This is a genomic window from Dickeya parazeae Ech586, assembly GCF_000025065.1.
In the GTDB taxonomy this organism is placed as follows: Bacteria; Pseudomonadota; Gammaproteobacteria; order Enterobacterales; family Enterobacteriaceae; genus Dickeya; species Dickeya zeae.
In genome coordinates, this window is sequence record NC_013592.1 from 2,653,733 (window position 1) to 2,676,145 (window position 22,413).

Genomic DNA, 22,413 nt, shown 5'->3' on the forward strand with positions numbered 1-22,413 from the left:
AAGCTCATCGGGATTCACTCACTTGCCGCCTTCCCGCAACTTGAATTATTTGGGTATAGGATGTCATAAGAAATAAAGAGCGATAACCAGGCTACATGCCAAAACCCGAATCTCATCTTATCCTCACTTTGTGATAAAAAAAAAGCCGTCCTGTTACATTGCGGCTCATTTAAATGTCACAAAAAATAAATATGAGTGCCTCGCATCGATTATTTACCCTCTCTATGTCAGGGATATTAATCAGGTAATCACCTACGTTATTAAAAATATGCCGAGCCCGCAGAATCTATTCCAATAAAACGATACGGTGTGCGATGCCGCTTTTTATATCAGTAGACCGGCATGTACCCGGGTTGTCAGCAGCCTTCACAACCGCTACACTCAATAAAAATAAACAACTAAACAAAACTTATTCACGAAAAGAGAATGCATGGACCTGACTCAACTGCGTATGTTCTGTCTGGTGGCGGAAACTGGCTCTCTGGTGCGTGCCGCTGCCCAGCTTGGACGCGTGCCGTCTAACCTCACCACCCGACTGCGCCAGTTGGAACAAGAACTGGGTACCGATCTATTTATTCGTGAACGCCAGCGAGTCCGTCTTTCACCGGCAGGCCATAATTTTCTGTGTTATGCCCAACGTATTTTGTCACTCAGTGATGAAGCGCTAGCCATGGCGCACACCAGTGAACCTGCCGGTCTGTTTGCGCTGGGAGCGGTAGAAAGCCTGCTTACCACAGCACTACCTGAACTACTGGCGCTATACCATCGCCGTTACCCCCAGGTTCAGGTGTCGCTGCGTAGCGATACCTGCGGCGCATTGCTGGAAGCCGTGAATGCGGGTGAGCTGGCAACGGCGCTGGTCACCGGCCCGGTCACCCATGATGCCATCAACAGTTGCCGCATTTTTTCACAGCATTTAGTGCTGATTACCGCGGCAGGCATTCCGCCAGTGTCCCAGGCCTCACAGGTCAAACACCTGCCTTTGCTGACATTCTCCGCCGGGTGCGGCTACCGACAGCGACTGGAAGGCTGGTTTCGTGGGCAAGGCATCACCCCGGCCGCTATCGTAGAAATGCCATCTTATAGCGCGCTGCTGGCAGGCGTTGCAGCAGGAAGTGGCGTGGCGATGGTACCGATCGACGTTCTGAACGCGCTGCCTGCCGGGCAGCAGGTTCAGCCCCACCAATTACCGGGAGACGTGGCGTCGGTCACCACCTGGCTTATCTGGCGGAGGGATGCGTTTGGCCCCAACGTCGAGGCACTGAAAAAACTGATGATTGAACTCGGCACCTGATGCCTCGCTGTCAACAGGCCGTATCAACTCGCGAATACCGAAAATTATCTCTATACCTCACTATACCTGACTGCATAAAAGGAGCTTCACCATGCAAATGATCAAAACCCGTGCCGCTGTCGCCTGGGGCCCCAACCAACCACTGTCAATCGAAGAAGTGGACCTGATGCCGCCGCAGAAAGGCGAAGTCCTGGTGCGTATCCTCGCCAGCGGTGTCTGCCATACCGACGCCTACACGTTATCCGGCAAAGACCCGGAAGGCGTATTCCCGGTGATCCTCGGTCATGAGGGTGCCGGTATCGTCGAAGCGGTGGGAGAAGGCGTCACCAGCGTCGCAGTCGGTGACCACGTCATCCCGCTTTATACCCCTGAGTGCGGGGAATGCAAATTCTGCCGATCAGGTAAAACCAACCTGTGTCAGGCTATTCGCGCCACACAGGGTAAAGGCCTGATGCCAGACGGCACCCACCGTTTCTTTAAAGACGGCAAACCGATTTTCCACTACATGGGGACCTCAACGTTTGCAGAACGTACCGTCGTGGCGGAAATCTCAGTGGCAAAAATCAGTAAAGACGCTCCGCTGGAAGAAGTCTGTCTGTTAGGTTGCGGCGTCACGACCGGGATGGGTGCGGTGACCAATACCGCTAAAGTGAAAGCCGGTGATACGGTAGCGGTATTTGGTCTCGGGGGCATCGGGCTGTCTGCGATTATTGGCGCCAAAATGGCCGGAGCCGGTCGCATTATCGGTATCGATATCAACACCAGCAAATTTGAGCTGGCACGCAAGCTGGGCGCGACCGACCTCATCAACCCGAAAGATTACGACAAACCGATTCAGGAAGTGATTGTAGAAATGACCGACGGCGGCGTGGATTTCTCTTTCGAGTGTATCGGTAATGTCAACGTGATGCGTTCCGCACTGGAGTGTTGTCATAAAGGCTGGGGGGAATCGGTGATTATCGGTGTGGCCGGCGCAGGCGAAGAGATCGCCACCCGCCCCTTCCAACTGGTGACCGGGCGTGTCTGGCGCGGCTCCGCGTTTGGCGGCGTCAAAGGTCGCAGCCAACTGCCGGGGATCGTCCAGCGCTATCTGGATGGCGAGTTCCAGCTCAACGACTTTATCACTCACACCATGCCACTTGAGCAAATTAATGAGGCATTTGATCTGATGCACGAGGGCAAATCCATTCGTTCTGTGGTGCATTTCAACTGATGACGGAGAACCCACTCGCCATGACGACGTCACTGGAATTGCTGGACGAACACCGGTTGTTCGGCGGCTGGCAACGGCGCTATCGCCATGCGTCTAGCACGCTGAATTGTGACATGACCTTCAGCGTGTTTTATCCGCCTGTGGCCGGAGATCCCCCACCGCCCGTGTTGTACTGGCTGTCGGGGTTAACCTGCAACGACGAGAACTTTACCACCAAGTCCGGTGCTCAGCGCTTCGCAGCCGAACTGGGGTTGGTGCTGATAATGCCGGACACCAGCCCCCGCGGCGATGACGTACCGGACGATGCGCAGTACGATCTGGGCAAGGGCGCAGGCTTTTACGTCAATGCTACCCAGGCGCCCTGGGATCGGCACTTCCGTATGTTCGACTATATCAGCGATGAACTACCTGCATTAGTGCGTCAACACATCAGTGCCAGCGACCGGCTTTCGATTAGCGGCCATTCGATGGGTGGACACGGCGCATTGATGATGGCTCTGCGCCATCCCGGCCGGTTTCGTTCAGTGTCGGCCTTTGCCCCTATCGTCAATCCGACGCAGGTACCCTGGGGGCAAAAAGCCTTCAGCGCCTATCTGGGGGATGACCCGCAGCATTGGTTGGACTATGACAGTTGCTACTTACTCGCCCATAGCGGCTCGCCGCTACCGACGCTTATCGATCAAGGCGATAGCGACAGCTTCTTGCACCTGCAGCTCCAGCCTGAGCAACTGGAAACTATCGCCAAAGCCCGGCAGTGGCCGTTGACGCTGCGTATACAGCCAGATTACGACCATAGTTATTATTTCATCGCGAGTTTTATTGAAGATCATCTGCGTTTTCATGCAAAACACTTGCATGAAAACTAAACGGAGTTGTTTAATAACATCACCTCACAGCACGGGACGGTCCATCATGGGCTGTCACGGTCTGTGTCGGTGTAGCATTTAACCTGTGAGATCGCCACTGATGATGGGAATCTGCCCTGACGGGCAATGATTGACGGCGGGATAGATTCCTGTAGCCGTGGCATCCTCGGCTACTGTGTGTTTGTCGGCGTGCGGATTAAAAAAAGCCAGGGAAATGTTTTTCTCATTCTTTGTCTGTTTTTATGGTGCGTACCGGCCCTCTGGAGGTCGGAACTGATCAAAACACCACAGCGTGTAACATTAACGTTGTATTCAACGTTGTATTGCAACCACTAACAGGGAGTAATTTGTTTTGGAACGCAAGCGAGTATCTTCCACCGAGCTGTTTGCCGTGGGGTACGATTCGGAAAACCGCATATTAGAAGTAGAATTACTAAACGGTAGTCTGTATCAGTACAAAAACGTGGCACTGATGATTTATGAAGAGCTGATGGCATCTAATGCCAAAGCACGCTACTACGCACGTTACATCAGAAACTCCTTTCCGTATGACAAGCTGCAGTAACCCTGCCCGATACCACACCAACGGGGCGATGTTGTAAACCGCCCCGTTGTTTTATCACACGCCCGTCTGTTCTACCGACCGAAACGCCGCCAGCAGCCTTCCAGCGTCTATCGCACCGGGCAAATAATGAATGGATTCTCCTGCCTGCAACGTCCGCGCAATCACCGCCTGGATTGATGCGGTATCTTCAATATCTACCCCCAACTCAGCCAGCGACACCGGCAACCCGAACACCTGGAATGCCGTTTTCAACTGGCGCAACGTATCAGACTGCCCTAACAACGCGCATTGCACCAAAATACCGTATGCCACCTTGGTCCCATGCAGAAACGGCTCTGTTTGCGGTAATACCGTCAGCCCATTGTGCACCGCATGCGCCGCCGCCACTCGGGTATAACGCTCACCCAGCCCCCCAACCATGCCGCCACCGGCAATAATCGCGTCAATCACATCCAGAAAATCCTGATTCAACGTGGTAGCACCCACCGCCTTCAGTGCGGATTCACTCTGGCGCAGCAGCACATCACGGATGTCCTGCGCGGTTTGCAACCCGAGCCGCACTGTCAGTGATAACGCCTGTGGCTCGGGGCTGAGCACCACCGCCTCATACCATTTGGCCAGCGTGTCACCAATACCTGCCAGCAGGTACGCCACCGGTGCGGCCAACAGAATACGTGGTTCCACCAGTACCAGATGATTAGCATCAGTAAAAATCTCAAACCGCAGAGCCTGCCCGGCTTCGTTATACCAGACAGACAGCGGCGTCCAGGCGGCACAGGTCGCCGCGATAGTCGGTATCGCCACCAGCGGCAAGCCCAGACGACGCGCCACCACCTTGGCGGTATCTAACACCGCTCCCCCCCCCACGCCAATCACCACCGTGCGATCATCGCCCGCTGCCGCGATTAATCGTGCAACTTCATTTTCACTGCAATGCGCGGAAAAGCAGGCCGTGCGGGCCGTCGGCGCGGAAAATGCCGGGGGCAAATAAGGCCGGGCTGCCGCCAGTGCACGCTCACCGTGAATCCAAAATGCACGCGACAATATCTCGGGTGGATAAAATTCGCTCAGTTGGTCAATCGCCCCTGGAAAAGAAAAATAGTTGGCCGGCCCTACCTGGACGCGGATATCAGTTGTACTCATTACGGATATGTTCCTGTTCAACTAGTGAGGGGATAAACCTCCGGTTTAACCGGAAACCCTGTGCGGAAACACCACATTGAAAACCATATTTAGGCATAACGGATCGCGGTGTTAATAACGTTTTTGCTTAAGTTATGCTTTTTCATTTCTGTCTTAAGACGTCTGGAGCGCCATTCAGGCATTCCATTCTGCGGTTAATGTGATATTTTTCAACGTCGACATCTCGTCATTATCGCTATTAAGAACACGTTGTTGTCAATTATGTCCATAAACCCGCGCTCGCGTCTGGAAATGCGCTACATTTCCATCTCTTTTGCCGGATTTCCGGCCCTCAGACAAGTGAATTTCACGCTGGAAGGCGGTTCTATCCATGCGTTGACTGGCGCTAACGGCGCGGGAAAATCCACACTGATGGCGATTCTTTCTGGCGCTTATGACCATTACAGTGGAGATATTCTGCTGGATGGCGAAAAAGTCGCAATTCATTCTCCGCGAGACGCTAAACGCCACGGTATTCATCTGGTACAGCAAGAAGTGGACGCCGCGCTGGTGCCGACGCTGTCGGTCGCGGAAAACATTATGCTGGACCAGTTGGCGCAAAGCGGCCATGTTCTCAACTGGCCTGCGCTCTATCAGCAGGCACAGGCATTGTTGACACAGTTAGGGGTCAGCATCAACGTCCGCCAGCGACTGGAACGCTGCACGCTGGCGGAAAAGCAGCAAATCCTGCTGGCACGTGCCCTCTCTCATCGTTGCCGCTTTTTAATTCTTGATGAACCCACAGCACCGCTTGATCAGGAAGAAAGCGCCCGTTTGTTTGCGGTCGTTCGTCGCCTGCAACAAGACGGTATCGGCATCGTCTTCATTTCACATCGCATTCATGAGCTGAGCGCTATCTGCGACACATTGACGGTACTGCGTGACGGGCAGTTCGTCAGCAGCGGAACGATGCAAGGGCTCAGCGGTGAAGAAATTGTTGAACGCATGCTGGGCCATCAGTTGGATGACATTTTCCCACCACGTCGCCAGCAGCATGATGGTCATGTGCTGTTGCAGGTAGACGGCCTGCACGATGACACACTGCTGCACAACATTTCACTGCGGCTACGCAAGGGAGAAATCCTTGGCATTGCCGGTCTTGCCGGTGCAGGCAAAACGGAACTGTGTAAAGCGCTGTTTGGTGCAACTCGTAGTCGGGTTGATGGCGGGCGCTATCTGGGGAAACCCTGGCGCCCTACCTCACCGGCCGACGCGGTGCAACAGGGGATTGCGCTGGTACCAGAAGAACGGCGTAAAGAAGGCATTTTTATTGACGATTCCGTTACCATGAATCTCAGCATCAGCGACTGCGACAGTTTTTCCCGTTACGGGCTATTCGGGCATGGTCAGGCGCTGGCCTGGGCCCGGTCCCTGATCCAGCGTCTGACCATCCGCACCAGCGGGCCGCAACAGCGCTTGCGGCGCCTGTCCGGCGGCAACCAGCAAAAGGTCGCTATCGGCAAATGGTTACGCAGCGACATGCAAGTGTTGATTTTGGATGAGCCCACTAAAGGCGTGGATATCAAAGCCAAACAGGATTTGTTCACCCTGATCGACTCCCTGGCCCGACAGGGTAAAGGCGTGATTTATGCTTCCGGTGAGTTCTCCGAACTGGTGGGGCTGTGCGATCGCATTTGTGTACTGTGGGATGGACGCATCGTCGCTGAGCTCGACGGTGCCGATGCCGACGAAGAAACGTTGTTACTTTATTCAACCGGAGGAACTCCCGCGTGAGTCAGCCAATCGTATCCAACAGCGCCCCGAAGGACGCGATCCCCTTTCACCATCGTCTGTTCGACCTGTTTTATAAATGGGGAATGCTGATTACCGTCGTCTTGTTGATTGCCTTGTTTGGGCTGGCATCGGACAACTTTCTGGATCCGAACAACATCATCAACATCCTGCGTTCTATCGCCATCGTCACGGTGATAGCGATAGCGGTATCCATTTCGCTGTCAGTGGGTGGATTTGATCTATCGGTCGGGTCGACCGCCTCGCTGGCGAATGCGCTGGTGATATCGCTGTTCGTCTGGCATGGCTTTAGTACCACCGGCGCTATCGTTCTGACGCTGGCCTTGTGTTTGTTAGTCGGGCTGTTTAATGCCTTTTTAATCGTGATTCTGCGTATTCCGGACATGCTGGCAACGCTGGCGAGCCTCTTTGTGATTCAGGGGGTCGCCATGACGTACAGTTACGGTGGCTCCATCACCCAGAATATGCTGTTGCCAAGCGGCGAGATGGCAGAAGGCGTGATCCCCGAGGTGTTCTCTACACTCGGCCATGTACCGGTAATTGTAATAATCATGCTGGTCGTGACCATTCTGGTGCAGTTGTATATGTCACTCACCAAACACGGTCGACGTATGTACGCTATTGGGGGCAACCCGGAAGCGGCGCGACTGGCAGGGATCCGCACCGCGCGTTACCGGGTGCTGGCGTATCTGCTTTCATCACTGTTAGCGGCACTGGGCGGCATTCTGCTGGCATCGCGTATCGGTTCATCGCAGGTCAACGCGGGGGGCGGTTATCTGATGGACGCCGTCGCTGCTGCTTATATTGGCTTTTCGCTGGCTGGCTCCGGTAAACCGAATGCATTGGGTACGCTGGTAGGTGCGGTGATCCTCGGTGTATTGCAAAACGGGCTGGTCATGCTATCCGTACCCTACTACGCGATGGATATCATCAAAGGGTTAGTACTGGCACTGGCGCTGGCGATGACTTATTTTCATAAACGCTAACGCTTGTAGCTCATGGACGCTGACGCTGGTATCGGTCACGTTCTTCCCTCACGCTGTGAGGCACCACAGCGCTGCATATAAAAAAAATGGGGCGGGGATCACCGCCCCAAAAAGGCAAAGGGCTAAATCGTTTACACGCTAACGCACTGTGTAGCCAGACATCGTCTAACGCTTCAAACGCCGCAGAACACTGAACCCCAGCCTGGCGACGCCGGACAGCAGTTGGGACAGATTCAGTGAATTCAGCAGTGACCACAGTAGATATACCCGCACGGTTTTGCCGTAACTGGGTGAACCATGGACATCATCCAGCGACAGAATATGCGTTCTGTTGGATAAGCGTCGGATAGTGTCTGCTTCCATATTCGGGATCACCTCATCACGCAGGCTCTGAACGTAATACAGCCTGACCCCGTGGTTGATGTCCCCCGGGTGCATCACGAAGGTGCTATCGAGATACTGAAATATCTTGTCGTCATCATCGAGTTCCGGATGTGTTTTCCCCACGTTGTGCCCGATGACCAACCGTGTCACGTACGGCAACCGCCGGTAGACCTCCCTGTCGTGGTACAACGAATCCAGCGGTGTGCCAGCCATGGTGATGCCCACGATACGGTTGTCGGTCAGGCTGTTCTTGTAGGCGATAAACCCACTGAAGCTCAGGCCGAAAATATGGCAGCGTATGTCCGCGCGATCCTGTGCGAGATAATCCAGCACATCGCTGTACATGCGAAAAGACTGTTCGTTATACGGCAGTTGGTTTTCCCCCACCCCCGGCATTTCTGTCAGCACCACGGTCACGTCAAACCGCTCGAACAGCCCCACCAGATTCACCCACTGCTCTTTTAACGAGATGATGCCCCCGTTGATGATGATGACGTTATTGGTGTTCTTTTTCCTGACGTAGCACACCTGCCGTCCCTGCGACAGGCTGACCCGCGTTACCGCACCGCTCTCGATATACTGCTGATGAAACAACCGCTGGCAATGCTGGTTGCATTCATGCTGAAGTGGTGTTTCTGGATAGGGGAAACGCGCCAGATTGTAAAGCGAACAGGCCTTGAGCCACTCGCCTTGCTTTTCATACTGTTGCGCCTGATAGTAAAACATCTGGCTCCAGCTATGCGGCGCATCATCCCCCAGATGATGAATATCCGGCAGAATGGCGCGAGTTTCCGCGCCGACGTTCAACACATAGCTATGTAGCAGCACAAAATTTTTGAGTTCATCAAGCATCATGATGATGACTCCAGTGCAAAACCTTCCATGTTGCTTTTTATCCGTGTCAGAAATTCTGATGCCAGTCTGCCGTCCAGTACCCGGTGGTCGAAAACCATGGTCAGGTTCACCACGTGTGACAGAACCATGTCATGTGAAGACCGCGACACCCTTTCGTTGATCACTCCCACCGTGAAGGTGAACGTGGAACCAGAAATCGGAATACAGGCATCAGGGCCGTTTTTCCCCAGCGATGTCACGGTAAAGCTCCCCCAGGTTTCCGCCTGCAGTTTTGGCGACAACATGGCCAAACGCAGCAGTAAACCGGCGAGCCACGTCGGCAAACGCTGAATAAAACGAATTTTCTTGTAATGCTCGCTGGTCGCCGCATCCTCTTGCTTGAACTGTTGCAGCGCCCGCCCAATCTCGGCAACAGACAGCTTTTCGGTATGCTTGATGACCCGGGAATAGACCCCGGATACACCGTTTAGCGTCTTTTCCAGCGTGACCCGGGTGCTGATGTCATCCGGACAAATCAGCGTACTGTCGCTACCGAATTTGATCATCGCATTCAGTTGCGGAAATTGGTTCAACGCTTCGCTGATCGCCTTGATGGTAATCGCCGTCATATTGCGTTGCATCCCAGCTGCCACAATACGCGAGACATCTATCTCGCGCATGATAGTAATCGCCGGAATACCTCGGGATATCGCCAGAAAAGAGAGCGTCTGGCGTCTTTCCCTAGACACTTTCAGTAACTTCATGGCTCACAACCTTGTAAATGTCATTCAGCGTGGTGCACTGCAATACCTGTTCAACATCGATTTTGACGTTTTGTTGTTTTTCGATTTCCATCAACAGATAGACGAAGGTCAACGAGTCCCATTCCGGGAGAGTAGTTAAATCTTCCTGCGCCTGTTCAATCGCCAGTGCCATACCAGTTTTGGTGTTGATCAGACTAATAAAGTCGGCCAGTTTCATGCTCATTCCCCTTCTTTAACAGTGACGCTATTGCTGCTCTCGGCCAGCAACGCGGGTACCGGGTCGATAACGTTGAACACATTGCTTGCGGTTTCGGTGAATCCACAATCCGGATAAAAACGCTGGAATTTTTTATTTTTTTCGGTCGGGCCGTACACCGCGGTAACGCGATTAACACCCCGCGCCTGGCACACGCCGAACAACCAGCGCATCGCCGCGAACTCGATTTGACGCCCGAAGATACGGCAGCTCATGATGAAGTTATCGATATGACAGCCATCGCTGTCGAAACGCAGGAATATCGCGCCGATAGTGCCGTAGTCGCCGATGCGGTCGCGGCACGCCAGCGTAAACGCCTGATACCCTTCCCGAGCCAGATAACCCGCCACATCCTGTGAGCTCATTCGTTGTGTCGTCATGTTGAACTGGTTGGTGCGCAGCGTCAGTTGTGATACGCGATCCAACGTGGACTCATCCACCGGCTGGATAGTCAGCGTCATCTCCAGACTGCTCAGAAAGGCGTGGTCGTCTTCAAACTCTTTTTGCAGTTCAGTACGACGCTTGTTCTGCGCGTAGCTCAGATTGCGCATGCGGTCATCACTACTGATGGTTGGACGCAGGAAATAGTCGGCCGCGATCAGCGTGGCGACGTTCTCTGCCGCATCGCCGGAAAAATCCATCACGGTGATGTCCGGAATGCGGGCTTTGACTTCCGCGCATTCGAACGCCGAGTCATCGATAAACAGCATGTGTTCCGGAGAAATGTTTAACTCGCTGGCAATACTCAGAATGTTGCCGCTTTTCGCCTGCCAATTGGCGCAGACCACGGAAAACTTATCCAGCGAAATGCGCATCTCGTCGGCTCGGCGTTTAAACGCCTCTTCCACATTCTCCAGGTTGTTTTTGCTACAAATCGCCAGAATGACACCCTGATCGTACAGGTTGCGCAGGTACTCCTGATAACGCAGATGCCCAGTGCCGATATGTTTATCGGCCATCAGAATGCCGTCAACGCCGTCGTCTGCCAGAATGCCCTTCCACAAGGTATTATCCAGATCGCTGACCACGCATTTCAGCGTTTTCCCTAGCGCTTGTCGGATAGCACCGACACCAACGCGTGCAATGGCGTCCAACGCGTCCAGACCGACGCCCAGCCCCAGCAGTTGCGCCGTCCGGCTGGTGGCGGGGTCCTCCACCGTTCCACCGGCTTCCTGTAAAGAAACCACCGTCACGCGGTCTTCTGTCTGTTCCAGCGTCAGGAGATGGTCGTTGAACTCGTTGATCAACTGTTTCACCACCGCTCGCTGATCTTGTGCGATGATCTGTTTGAGTTGCGACTCACCAATATGGATGGTGTTCAGCACCAGGCGGGCATCACAACTGGCAGTAGAAAAATTCAGCAGATACGCCAGTCGTTTTTTTTGCTCGTGGATATTTTCACGGATATCGTCCACCGCCAGCAGAGAACCGATGTCGTTTTCGATAAAAGACGTATCCAGAACGTAGAAATGAAACTGTGCCCCGAACGCTTTGATGTCAGCAGCATTCCCCAACACATGGGGAAAATAGTCGCTGTAAATACCATCATAAAAAGAAGGATAACAACCCAGAGCATTCAGGTTAAACGTAATCAGGTCATTCAATGCTTTGTGATTGAAGTTACTGAATGTGGCTATATTAACGATGTGCTTTCCTTCCGCCGTTATTTTTTTCGAGGCGGCAATACGGCTCAATGCATTATCCTGTTTCATAAATATCCTTATTCTCCTTGTCCCTGTCAGATTGCAGAGGCCCCCACTCGCGACGTGACCTGCCTATTCCTCCTGCCTGGCCATGCCTGATACCACCTGACAGCCCCTGACTGGCGGGCGTGTTGGCTCGCCTCCGGGCCATTACGGAGATCATGACCAGAACATTCACGCGGCTGTCATGCGACAAGGCCCGTGATGAGCCTTGTCTTGAAAAGCAAACGTATTGCGGTGCGTAATAAAAAGGCCGAACACTCTGCAATTTTACTTTGGGGAGTATCAATAAACGTCTTTTTATCTGATATTACAAAAGACCTTTCTTATTTCTTAGAATAAGACCACCTGCCAGCCAGCGTGACGATTCAACAGATATACCGATGGCACATTCATTGGCAAGTGAGATATCACTAAATTCTTTTATCTGGAAAAACAGCGCAGCATTGGCGGTGTTACCAATTTTATCCACCAGGCTGAATATCTCATCCCCTGTGTAGCCGATGTCAGATAAAATCTTTTCCAGCATGGAACCGGAGAGTTGTGGTGGAAGCAGCCAGTTTGGCCGACCACCTAATTTATCTGTTAATGCATTGAGCGTATCCTGGGTAATAACCGGGACCAGCTTTTCAATTAATTTATATTCTTCATTGAGCAAGGCGCCGTAATCGATGTCATTACGGGAGCCACGCCAACTCGCCAATTGCCCGACCGCTTCATCAACACCGAGATATTTAAAAGAGATGTGTTCAATCTCAATGCTGGATGCGGTTGACTGGCTGGAGACCAGACATCCTCCAACGCCGTCACCAAACAGCGTGTAATTCACCAGTTCCTTGGTATCTTTCTTACCAGAATGTTCCTCGAAGAAATTCAGGAACTTATAAGCCGTCTCAACCCCGATAACCAGGCCGTTTTCCAAACCATTGTCTGGCGTTGCCACCAGCTCGCGAGCCAGTTTGAGCGCCTGCACCGCACCGGAACACCCCGAAACAATCTGGTAGGTTTCAATCGGCCCAAAATTCATGGCATGGCATGCCTGATTGACACTACTTGGCAAAAGCGTATCCGGCGTAGCAGAGGCTACGATAATAAAATCGATACGTTCTTTATTTATGCCAGCACTGGCAAGCAGTTTCTTGATGACGATAGTAATTAACTCTGCTGATGACGCAATGGATTTACCGGTATTCATATTAACAGCAAAATGTCGGCCAGTATTTCCGAAGAGTTTTTTAATTAACTCAGGCTTAAATCCAATCTTATTCCCCAATTCCTGATTGCTAATAATCGGACCAGGCAAATGGGTTTCCACCGCATTAATATATACGCTCATATCTGTTCCCTCATCGAAGCTTGTGACAAAGGTCTCATACTCGTTTTTGTTTTGCAACTACAAATTCAATTACCATTATAAAAAATTACCCCATCTTATCTATTCCATCACTGAGGGAAAATAATTATTACCAGGGTAATTTTTAGATATGCCAATTTCTTTTTTCCATGTTAACGTTTTGTTGAATTAACCAGTAATCCCGTAAGGATGATAATAACCGCCCACGCTGACAACGTAGTGATGACGGGATAAGTCCACATATCATAACCAATAACGCCAAAAACAGTCACAACTCCATAAAATGGAGTACCGTGAATGCCCGATATAACGTTATAACCTTCCCAAACACCACTGGCATTCCGGTTAAAAATATAAGACGTAAAAAAAGTGTCATATATTCGAAGCAAAGATTATTCATAAAAAGTATTTTCAGCGCGCCACAATAACACCACTTAAATAACCAGCCACCAAAATAAACAAAAAACACTTCTTTATGTAGCTTATCTAAAAATGAGCGATAGAAATAAGCCAGTGATATTTATTATATTATATAGTTTTGGCGCTGAATTATTGGAGGAAAAATTCTGCCTATAATAAAACCAGACTATTTTTACCACAGTGTCTGCATGATGCGCGGCCAGTGCGTTATCACAAGGCGCTCCTGCGCTGCACGATGCTGTCTTCTGACTGAAATGTGATCGTAATCGCATTTTCACCCACAATTAACTACAATAGCACGCTCGTCACACCCGTTCAGGATCCTGCTATGACATCCGCTTCCCCTTCACGCGCCACCGCCTGGTTACGCGTGGTGACGCTGGCCGTGGCCGCATTTATTTTTAACACCACGGAGTTTATTCCGGTGGGGCTGCTCAGTGACATCGCCAATACCTTTGCCATGAAAACCGAAGATGTTGGGCTGATGATCACCATTTATGCCTGGATAGTGGCGCTCGCCTCGCTGATCTGCATGTTGCTGACCAGCGGTATTGAACGCCGTAAATTACTGATCGGGCTGTTCAGCCTGTTTATCCTCAGCCATTTGCTGTCTGCCGTCGCCTGGAACTTTACCGTGCTGGTCATTTCCCGAGCCGGTGTCGCACTGACGCACTCGGTATTCTGGTCTATTACCGCCTCACTGGCGATTCGTATGGCTCCCCACGGCAAGCGGGCACAGGCATTGGGGCTCATCGCCACCGGCTCGTCACTGGCGATGGTACTGGGGCTGCCGCTGGGGCGGGTTATTGGCCAATACCTCGGCTGGCGAATCACCTTTCTGACTATCGCCGCAGGCGCGACCATTGCCATGATCCTGCTGGCACGTTTGCTGCCATTACTGCCGAGCGAGCATTCCGGCTCCTTGTCCAGTGTGCCGAAACTGTTCCGCCGCCCGGCGTTGGTCGGTATCTACCTGTTGACCGTCGTGGTCGTGACGGCGCACTTCACGGCTTACAGCTACATTGAACCCTTTATCCAGACTGTGGCCGGTCTGCCGGAAAATTTCACCACCCTGATTCTGTTGCTATTCGGGTGCGCCGGTATTGTGGGCAGTATGCTCTACAGCCGCTACAGCGAGCGTTTCCCGCTGGCGTTTCTGGTGACAGCCATGCTGTTGTTGTTAGGCTGTCTGACATTGCTGATGCCGCTGTCTGCCCACCCCTTCAGCCTGACGTTGCTGTGTCTGGTCTGGGGACTGGCAATGATGGCGATTGGCCTGGCGATGCAAGCCAAAGTCCTGTCACTGGCGCCTGATGCCAGCGATGTCGCCATGTCGATTTTCTCCGGCTTGTTCAATCTTGGTATCGGCGGTGGCGCACTGTTGGGGAGCCAGGTGAGTCTGCATCTGGGCATGGATAAAATCGGTTATATCGGCGCACCGCTGGTGCTGTTTGCGCTGGTTGCCCTGCTGCTCACGGTTTATCGCAGTGTGCGACTGGTGCATTCCCGCATCTGAGTACGACGTCTTTTGGGCGTAAAAAAAGCCAGTCGGTAATCCGGCTGGCTTTTTGGTTTAGAGGACCGTTATTTGTATTCCGGGAAGGTCATCTCGCTGTATTTCACTACCCGTGATTTTCTCACCAGACGATAGCCCAGCCAAATCACCAGAAACAGCGGAATACCGATGTACGTCGCCGTCACCGCATACCAGTCAATCTTATCAGCCAGAAACGCCTGATAGTTCTGCCCCAAGGTAATGACCAGGCAGAGTATAAAAGCAAAGATAGGCCCTAACGGGAAAAAGCCGGAACGGTACGGCAGTGCCTTCAAGTCATGCCCTTGCGCGACATAACCACGGCGAAAACGGTAGTGGCTGATGGCAATACCCAGCCAGGCGATAAACCCGGTCATACCGGAGGTATTCAGCAACCACAGATACACTGTCTGATTGCCAAACATCGACGACAGGAAACACAGACCTGCGACCACCGTGGTAGCGTACAACGCATTACGTGGTACCCCACCTTGAGAAAGTTTGCCGAAACACGCCGGTGCCTTACCTTCCTGCGCCAGCGTGAACAACATACGGGTGGAGGCATACATACCGGAGTTACCTGCCGACAACACCGCCGTCAGGATAACCGCATTCATGACTGCCGCAGCCGACAGTAAGCCAGCATTCTCAAACACCAGCGTGAACGGGCTGACGCTGATATCTTTCACATCGTTACGCAGCAGGTTAGGGTCGGTATAAGGAACCAGCAGGCTGATAATCAGAATCGCGAAGATATAAAACAGCAGGATACGCCAGAATACCTGACGAATAGCACGCGGAATGTTAGTCTGCGGATCTTGGGACTCCCCAGCCGCCACACCAATCAATTCGGTGCCCTGAAACGAGAAGCCGACGATCATGGCGACACCGATCATCGCGGAAAATCCGCCAGCAAACGGCGCATCGCCAATCTGCCAGTTATGCCAGCCCGCATGTTCACCACCGCGCAGAATACCGATAATCATCAGCACCCCAATGGCGATGAACAGAACCACGGTGATCACCTTAATCAGCGAGAACCAGTATTCCGCTTCACCAAAGCCTTTCACCGAAATGTAGTTCAGCAAAAACATCAGCGACAGGAACAACGCACTCCAGACCCAGCCAGGCACTGATGGGAACCAGTACCCCATGACCAGTTGTGCCGCCACCAGGTCAACGGCGATGGTAACCGCCCAGTTGTACCAATAGTTCCAGCCCAGCGCGAAACCGAATCCCTCTTCCACATAGCGTGCGCCATAGGTGGAGAACGAACCAGACACCGGCATAAATGCCGCCAGCTCGCCAAGACTGGTCATCAGGAAATAGACCATCAGGCCGATCAACGCATACGACAACAGTGCCCCACCCGGCCCGGCTTGCGACACCGTGGCACCCGAAGCGACAAATAACCCGGTACCGATCGAACCGCCAATGGCGATCATCGTCAAATGCCGCGCTTTCAGCTCACGGCGTAGCGTGGTTCCCCGCGATTGCGCGAGGTCAGTATCATGTTGAGCCATTACTATCCATGCCCTTGAAAATTTGAGGGCGGATTGTAGGCAATCTGCTACCTGCTGGATAGCGCATAGCGCGGATTATAAGAGACCTTCATAACTCACCCGGCATCATAAGTAATCCCTCTGGAATACACGCCGGGTTTGTAATGCTGATGTTGCCAGGCTGTTAGGGGTGGTCGCCTTCCCGGCAATATTCCAGAAAGCATTGCAGCACGCCAGATAAGTGTTTTTGGCGATGGTGTACCAGATATAACGTGCGGCTCAGTCGGGGTAAAGGAACCGGTAACTCCACCAACACGCCGGTGGCGAGCTGCTCGGCGACCACATGACGCGACAGGCAACTGATACCGATGCCATGACGCACCGCGTGCTTGATAGCCTCTGAGTTGCCAAGCTCCATCACCAACCGGAAATGTGGCAGACGTGCCAGCAGCAAATGATCCAGCACTTCACGTGTACCTGACCCGTGCTCACGCAGGATCCACGGCGCATCCGCCAGCATGGGTAACGTAAAATCATTGCCAATCAGCGGATTACCGGGGGCGCAAAACACCACCAGTTCGTCTTCCCGCCAGGGCTGGGTGAGCAAATCCGGATGATGGCACGGCCCTTCTATCAGGCCCAAATCAACCCGAAATTCAGACACGGCATTGACCACATCCAGCGTGTTCCCCACATACAGCTCCAGTGGGATGGCGGGAAAATCCTGACGATAGCGGGCAATCATCGCCGGCATCAGATAATTACCGATGGTACTGCTGGCATAAATACGCAGCGCGCCGTTATCACGCCGGAAAAGCTGTTCAATTTCCGCCGACTGCTCCAGCAACGCCAGCGCTTTAGGGTACAACAGCCGACCGTGTTCGTTGACCACCAGTCGTTTACCCACACGATCGAACAGCTGTACCCCCAGTTGACTTTCAAGATCAGCCAACGCGGCGCTGACGGCGGACTGTGACAGCGACAACACCACCGATGCCTGTGTGGTTGAACCGCTTTTCAGGACTTCGGTAAACACTTCCAGTTGACGTAACGTAATGTGCATAGGGGCTCTTATCGTAAATATCTATAGGTTATAAATATATAATCAATTTCTATTTTAAGCGCGCTGATCATAGGCTGTGCCCTCAACCTTACATTGATAGCGGGTATGGCTATGTTTTCATTTTCTTCCAGGGTACAACGACTTTCCCCTTTCTCCACAGTGGGCCATCTGCTGACTGGCATCATCCTGATTGGCCTGCTGACCCGTGGCATCTTATGGTTATCCGGCCTGCCGACCATTGCCGGATTGGGACTCGGTTCCCTAACGTTGGCGATACTGGTTGGCATGGTGCTGGGCAATACGGCTTATTCGCACCTGCAACCCTGGTGTGACGCCGGTGTCCAGTGGTCCCGGCATTACCTGCTGCGCTGGGGCATCATCCTGTACGGCTTCAGACTGAGCTTCCAACAACTCACCGCCGTCGGTAGCGCCGGTCTGGTTATCGATGTACTGACGCTGACCTCTACCCTGTTGCTCGCCTATTGGCTGGGACGGCGCTGGTTCCAACTGGACGGACATACCGCTTTGCTGATTGGCGCAGGCAGCAGTATTTGCGGCGCCGCAGCGGTACTGGCCACCGCCCCGGTACTGAAAAGTACCGCCGATAAAGTCGCGGTCGCGGTATCCACCGTCGTTTTGTTCGGTACTACCGCCATGTTTCTTTACCCATGGATGTACCAACATTTTATCCAGTATAGCGGCTGGTTATTTACCCCGCAGACTTTCGGACTCTACCTCGGTTCCACCGTACACGAAGTGGCGCAAGTGGTCGCCGCGGGTCACGCTATCAGCCCAGAGACGGAGAATACGGCAGTCATCGGTAAAATGTTACGCGTCATGATGCTGGCCCCGTTTTTGTTCCTGCTTGGCTTGTGGGTCAAGCAACGCCAGCCTGCTCACCAGACTGCGACGTCCGCTACTGCGGGTTATCCGTGGTTTGCGCTGGGCTTTGTATTGATGTGTGGTTTCAATTCGCTGAACTGGCTACCCACTCGCTGGGTCGCCTTACTCACGCAACTGGATAACGTACTGTTGACGATGGCGATGGTAGCGCTGGGGATAGCCACCCGCCTAAGCACGTTGCGACAGGCGGGGGTTAAACCCTTACTGCTGGCGGCAGTATTGTTCATCTGGTTAGTGGCAGGCGGTGCTGCCATCAATCTGGGGATACAGCATCTTTTTGCCTGAATGAATCTCCCAGGGTGAAATAACGCCTGGGTGAAACACGGGGCTACAGACCGTGACGTGGTGATGTCATAATGTGCGGGCATAAAAAGGAGAAAACCATGAAATATGTCGGAGCCCACGTCAGTGCATCTGGCGGCGTGGATCAGGCGGTTGCCCGCGCCCACGACATCGGCGCCACCGCGTTCGCGTTGTTTACCAAAAACCAGCGCCAATGGCAGGCCGCGCCATTAACGGCGGAGGTGATTGACCGTTTTCAGGCTGCCTGCGCCCGGTATCACTTCACCCCGGCGCAAATACTGCCGCACGACAGCTATCTGATCAATCTGGGGCATCCCGATGACGAGGCTTTAGGCAAATCCCAGGCGGCATTTGTCGACGAAATGATGCGTTGCCAGCAACTGGGGCTGACATTGCTGAATTTTCATCCCGGTAGCCACCTGCGTCAGATAGACGAAAGCACCTGTCTGCGCCGTATCGCCCAGTCCATCAATCTGGCGTTGGAAGCGACCAGCGGTGTCACCGCAGTGATAGAAAACACCGCCGGTCAAGGGAGCAACCTGGGGTTTCGGTTTGAACATCTGGCGGAAATCATCAGTCAGGTGGAAGACAAAAGTCGGGTCGGCGTCTGTATCGATACCTGCCATGCGTTCGCTGGCGGTTATGACCTGCGCACCGAGGCTGACTGCGAACGTACCTTTGCTGAACTGGAGCGTATCGTCGGTTTCAGCTATTTACGCGGTATGCACCTGAATGACGCGAAAAGCGAGTTTAATAGTCGGGTGGACCGTCACCACAGTCTGGGCGAAGGCAACATCGGTAAAACCGTGTTCAGCTATATTATGCGCGACTCGCGCTTTGACGGCATTCCACTGATTCTGGAAACCATCAACCCGGATATCTGGGCGCAGGAAATCGCCTGGTTAAAGTCACAGCAATCGCCAGCCAGCCTCCTCTGATAGCACACCGAGACAGCGACAGCGGCCAGTCACTGGCCGCTACACCGTCTCATCAGGCCGTTTCCTCCCGCCGTAATTGCGCTGCCCGCTCGAATATTCGGTTTGATACCGTGCGCGGTTTATTCCCTTGTCCGTCCGGTTGCACAACGCACTGAAATGCATCACGCAGTTGCATCGCTTTTCCCTGCTCATCACGCCCGATGGCGTATTTATCGTGAAAGGGCGAAATCGCCAGCGCCAGATTATCAATAATCGTGTCGCGATAAGAAAAGGCGTTTTTCTTTACCGACAACATCTGATTGATGATAGCGCAGTCGATCAACGTACCGGTGAGCCATTCGGTTTCACAGGCATACCCGGCACACCAGCGTAACTGATTACCGCGAGTAAAAGTTTCGATTAACTCGGTATGAGCCCCCACGAAGCAGGCACCGAGCAGCAACCCGGTAATATTGAACTGATGCGACAATTCGCCGATAGGTACCAGCACATCCCGAATGTGCGTCCCCCCCAATCGTTTCCCCTGACCGTGCGCGGCGACATAAATAATGATGTTTTTAAAAGGAATCTTGCACAAACACTGTAACGCGGTGCGAAAACTGGTCTTGTCGTAGAAATTGGCGCAATACACCTCGGTGTCACCGGCGACCTTGGCAATACCCTCAATAAACGGCACGACGGATGAGCGGTTGGCATCAAGCGCATCCAGCTCCCAGGGCGACTCCAGCACCAAAATCCCCCGGCTGGCATAATGACGCGGCATGGCATTCTCCTTCTCAGCGACCCTAGCATGACGAAATCATACCGCTGTTGAGTGCAGCACCTCGCGGAAAAAACGTAAAAAAAACGCCGGTACATCGCACCGGCGTTTTTATCACTGCATTATCATTAAGCGTCAGGCTTTAGCCAGTTGCTCTTCCGGACGTTTCAGCACAGCGTACAGCACGCCAGCCACGACCGTACCCGCTATGATGGAAAGCAGGTAGCCCACTACCGGTGTGATCGCACCTGGAATCAGCAGTACGAACAGACCACCGTGCGGAGCCATCAGCTTAGCGCCAATCGCCATAGAAATGGCGCCTGTCAGCGCGCCACCCAGGATACAGCACGGCAGTACACGCATCGGGTCACGGGCAGCGTAAGGAATGGCCCCTTCGGAGATGAAGCACAGCCCCAGTACCACCGCCGCTTTACCACCTTCACGTTCGGTAGCTGTGAATTTCTTCGCGGCAATGAATGTTGCCAGACCCATCGCCAGCGGCGGCACCATACCAGCAGCCATAACGGCAGCCATTGGCGCATACACCTGGCTACTGAGCAGCGTAGTACCGAATACATACGCCACTTTGTTTACCGGGCCACCCATATCGGTACACATCATGCCGCCCAGAATGGCACCCAGAATGACCGCATTCGCCGTACCCATGGATTGCAGCCAGCCAGTCAGGCCAGTCAGGATTTTCGCAACTGGAGTACCGACGACGTAAATCATGATAAGACCGGTTATCAGCGTCGCGAACAGCGGAATAATCAAAATCGGTTTTAGCGCCGACATACTCTGCGGCAACGTCACATGGTTGCTGATAGCACGCGCCAGATAACCCGCCAGGAACCCGGCGATGATACCACCAAGGAAACCCGCACCGGTGCTGACAGCCAGCATACCGCCAACCAGACCCGGTGTCAGACCCGGACGGTCAGCAATGGAGAACGCAATGTAACCCGCCAATACTGGCACCATCAGTGCAAACGCCGAACCGCCGCCGATCTTCATCAGCGCAGCTGCCAGCGTTCCTTCTTCCTTGAACGCGGTAATCCCGAATACGAACGACAAGGCAATACACAGACCGCCTGCTACCACCACTGGCAACATGTACGACACACCGGTCAGCAGGTGACGATACGGACCTGCGCCGCCTTTTTTGGCCGAGTCAGCCGCCGCCGCACCACTTTGGGCAGATGGCTGGAAGACCACCGCTTCAGACAGCGCTTTATCAAGCTCTTGCGCCGTCTTCTTCAATGCCAGACCAGTCGAGGTACGGTACATTTTTTTACCGGCGAACTTGCTAAGGTCGACTTCAATGTCCGCCGCCACGATAACCAAATCCGCCTGTTCTACTTCTTCCGGGCTAATCGGGTTACCTGCACCTACGGAGCCGCGGGTTTCCACTTTCACCCACCAGCCACGTTTTTTCGCTTCGCTTTCGATAGCCTCAGCCGCCATGAAGGTGTGCGCTACCCCTGTCGGACAGGCGGTCACCGCCACAATACGTTTGGCCGCAGTCGGCGCTGCCGCTGGAGCCGTAGCAACCGGAGCCTGATACGGCTTCGCGTCAGCTTTCGCTTTCTCCAGGAACTGAGCCGGCTGACTCAACGCCAACTCGACATCCCCGGCAAACACGTTCTTGCCATTCAATCCACTGTCTGCCTGTACGGAAGCACCCAGCACGATCGCCAGTTCCGCATCAGCAAGTTGCTCAGTGAGGGTAAGTCCTGCGTTAGCTGCGGCAGCACCGAGCAAATTCTTCACCAGACGGCTTTTAGCCAGCCCCAGTGATTTATCGAGTATCAGCAGCGTTTTCATTGTTTATCTCCTG

19 protein-coding genes are annotated in these 22,413 nt (G+C 53.3%); 9 read left to right on the top strand and 10 right to left on the bottom strand.

Annotated features, from left to right (window positions below; translation table 11 throughout):
• Positions 1–430: 430 nt before the first annotated feature.
• From DD586_RS11600 to DD586_RS11615, 4 genes are all read left to right on the top strand, one after another.
• Positions 431–1,294 (top strand): LysR family transcriptional regulator, encoded by an 864-nt coding sequence (locus tag DD586_RS11600; RefSeq protein WP_012885010.1) that lies wholly within the window; start codon positions 431–433, stop codon positions 1,292–1,294.
• 91 nt (positions 1,295–1,385) lie between these two features.
• Positions 1,386–2,507, top strand: coding sequence for an S-(hydroxymethyl)glutathione dehydrogenase/class III alcohol dehydrogenase (locus DD586_RS11605; protein WP_012885011.1), 1,122 nt, complete (start codon positions 1,386–1,388; stop codon positions 2,505–2,507).
• A gap of 20 nt (positions 2,508–2,527) precedes the next feature.
• Positions 2,528–3,373 carry an S-formylglutathione hydrolase gene (fghA, locus tag DD586_RS11610; protein WP_012885012.1) on the top strand — a complete coding sequence of 282 codons (846 nt, stop codon included), beginning with the start codon at positions 2,528–2,530 and terminating at the stop codon, positions 3,371–3,373.
• A gap of 352 nt (positions 3,374–3,725) precedes the next feature.
• Positions 3,726–3,938: a KTSC domain-containing protein gene (locus DD586_RS11615; protein ID WP_012885013.1), complete on the top strand. Its 213-nt coding sequence runs from the start codon at positions 3,726–3,728 to the stop codon at positions 3,936–3,938.
• A gap of 54 nt (positions 3,939–3,992) precedes the next feature.
• Here the strand turns inward: DD586_RS11615 and DD586_RS11620 are convergent, their stop codons facing one another.
• Positions 3,993–5,081, bottom strand: a complete 1,089-nt coding sequence (locus DD586_RS11620; protein ID WP_012885014.1) for an oxidoreductase — start codon at positions 5,079–5,081, stop codon at positions 3,993–3,995.
• 261 nt (positions 5,082–5,342) lie between these two features.
• Here DD586_RS11620 and DD586_RS11625 point away from each other — a divergent pair, with 261 nt between their 5' ends.
• Positions 5,343–6,854, top strand: a complete 1,512-nt coding sequence (locus DD586_RS11625; protein WP_012885015.1) for a sugar ABC transporter ATP-binding protein — start codon at positions 5,343–5,345, stop codon at positions 6,852–6,854.
• Positions 6,855–6,937: 83 nt separating this feature from the next.
• Positions 6,938–7,858, top strand: a complete 921-nt coding sequence (locus DD586_RS11630; RefSeq protein ID WP_226511704.1) for an ABC transporter permease — start codon at positions 6,938–6,940, stop codon at positions 7,856–7,858.
• Positions 7,859–8,023: 165 nt separating this feature from the next.
• Here DD586_RS11630 and DD586_RS11635 read toward each other — a convergent pair whose 3' ends face one another.
• From DD586_RS11635 to DD586_RS11655, 5 genes are all read right to left on the bottom strand, one after another.
• Positions 8,024–9,097 (bottom strand): alpha/beta hydrolase, encoded by a 1,074-nt coding sequence (locus tag DD586_RS11635; RefSeq protein ID WP_012885017.1) that lies wholly within the window; start codon positions 9,095–9,097, stop codon positions 8,024–8,026.
• Positions 9,094–9,840 carry a 2-oxo acid dehydrogenase subunit E2 gene (locus DD586_RS11640; RefSeq protein ID WP_012885018.1) on the bottom strand — a complete coding sequence of 249 codons (747 nt, stop codon included), beginning with the start codon at positions 9,838–9,840 and terminating at the stop codon, positions 9,094–9,096. Before DD586_RS11640 ends, DD586_RS11635 begins: the two co-directional genes overlap by 4 nt.
• On the bottom strand, positions 9,818–10,063 hold the full coding sequence (locus tag DD586_RS11645; RefSeq protein WP_152490388.1) for an acyl carrier protein: 246 nt from the start codon (positions 10,061–10,063) through the stop codon (positions 9,818–9,820). The genes DD586_RS11640 and DD586_RS11645 overlap by 23 nt, the downstream gene beginning before the upstream one ends.
• The gene (locus DD586_RS11650; protein WP_012885020.1) at positions 10,060–11,808 is read right to left on the bottom strand and encodes an HAD-IIIC family phosphatase; all 1,749 of its coding nucleotides are present in this window, start codon (positions 11,806–11,808) and stop codon (positions 10,060–10,062) included. Before DD586_RS11650 ends, DD586_RS11645 begins: the two co-directional genes overlap by 4 nt.
• Positions 11,809–12,109: 301 nt before the next feature.
• Positions 12,110–13,135 (bottom strand): beta-ketoacyl-[acyl-carrier-protein] synthase family protein, encoded by a 1,026-nt coding sequence (locus DD586_RS11655; RefSeq protein WP_012885021.1) that lies wholly within the window; start codon positions 13,133–13,135, stop codon positions 12,110–12,112.
• Positions 13,136–13,901: 766 nt separating this feature from the next.
• Here DD586_RS11655 and DD586_RS11660 point away from each other — a divergent pair.
• On the top strand, positions 13,902–15,089 hold the full coding sequence (locus tag DD586_RS11660) for a sugar transporter (RefSeq protein ID WP_012885022.1): 1,188 nt from the start codon (positions 13,902–13,904) through the stop codon (positions 15,087–15,089).
• A 68-nt stretch (positions 15,090–15,157) separates the two neighbouring features.
• Here the strand turns inward: DD586_RS11660 and DD586_RS11665 are convergent, their stop codons facing one another.
• Positions 15,158–16,630, bottom strand: coding sequence for an amino acid permease (locus tag DD586_RS11665; protein WP_012885023.1), 1,473 nt, complete (start codon positions 16,628–16,630; stop codon positions 15,158–15,160).
• Positions 16,631–16,793: 163 nt separating this feature from the next.
• A complete protein-coding gene (gene yieE / locus DD586_RS11670) occupies positions 16,794–17,672 on the bottom strand; it encodes a DNA-binding transcriptional regulator YeiE (RefSeq protein ID WP_012885024.1) in 879 nt (292 codons plus the stop codon).
• Between the two features lie 105 nt (positions 17,673–17,777).
• Here yieE and DD586_RS11675 point away from each other — a divergent pair, with 105 nt between their 5' ends.
• Together DD586_RS11675 and nfo are read left to right on the top strand one after the other, a co-directional pair.
• Entirely contained in the window at positions 17,778–18,860 is a 1,083-nt protein-coding gene (locus DD586_RS11675; protein WP_041164447.1) for a YeiH family protein, read from the top strand.
• A gap of 98 nt (positions 18,861–18,958) precedes the next feature.
• Complete coding sequence (gene nfo, locus DD586_RS11680; protein WP_012885026.1) at positions 18,959–19,816, top strand: deoxyribonuclease IV; 858 nt, start codon at positions 18,959–18,961, stop codon at positions 19,814–19,816.
• Positions 19,817–19,868: 52 nt separating this feature from the next.
• Here the strand turns inward: nfo and DD586_RS11685 are convergent, their stop codons facing one another.
• Both DD586_RS11685 and fruA read right to left on the bottom strand, forming a co-directional pair.
• Positions 19,869–20,579, bottom strand: coding sequence for a hypothetical protein (locus tag DD586_RS11685; RefSeq protein WP_012885027.1), 711 nt, complete (start codon positions 20,577–20,579; stop codon positions 19,869–19,871).
• Positions 20,580–20,711: 132 nt separating this feature from the next.
• Positions 20,712–22,400: a PTS fructose transporter subunit IIBC gene (fruA, locus tag DD586_RS11690; RefSeq protein WP_012885028.1), complete on the bottom strand. Its 1,689-nt coding sequence runs from the start codon at positions 22,398–22,400 to the stop codon at positions 20,712–20,714.
• Positions 22,401–22,413: the final 13 nt, after the last annotated feature.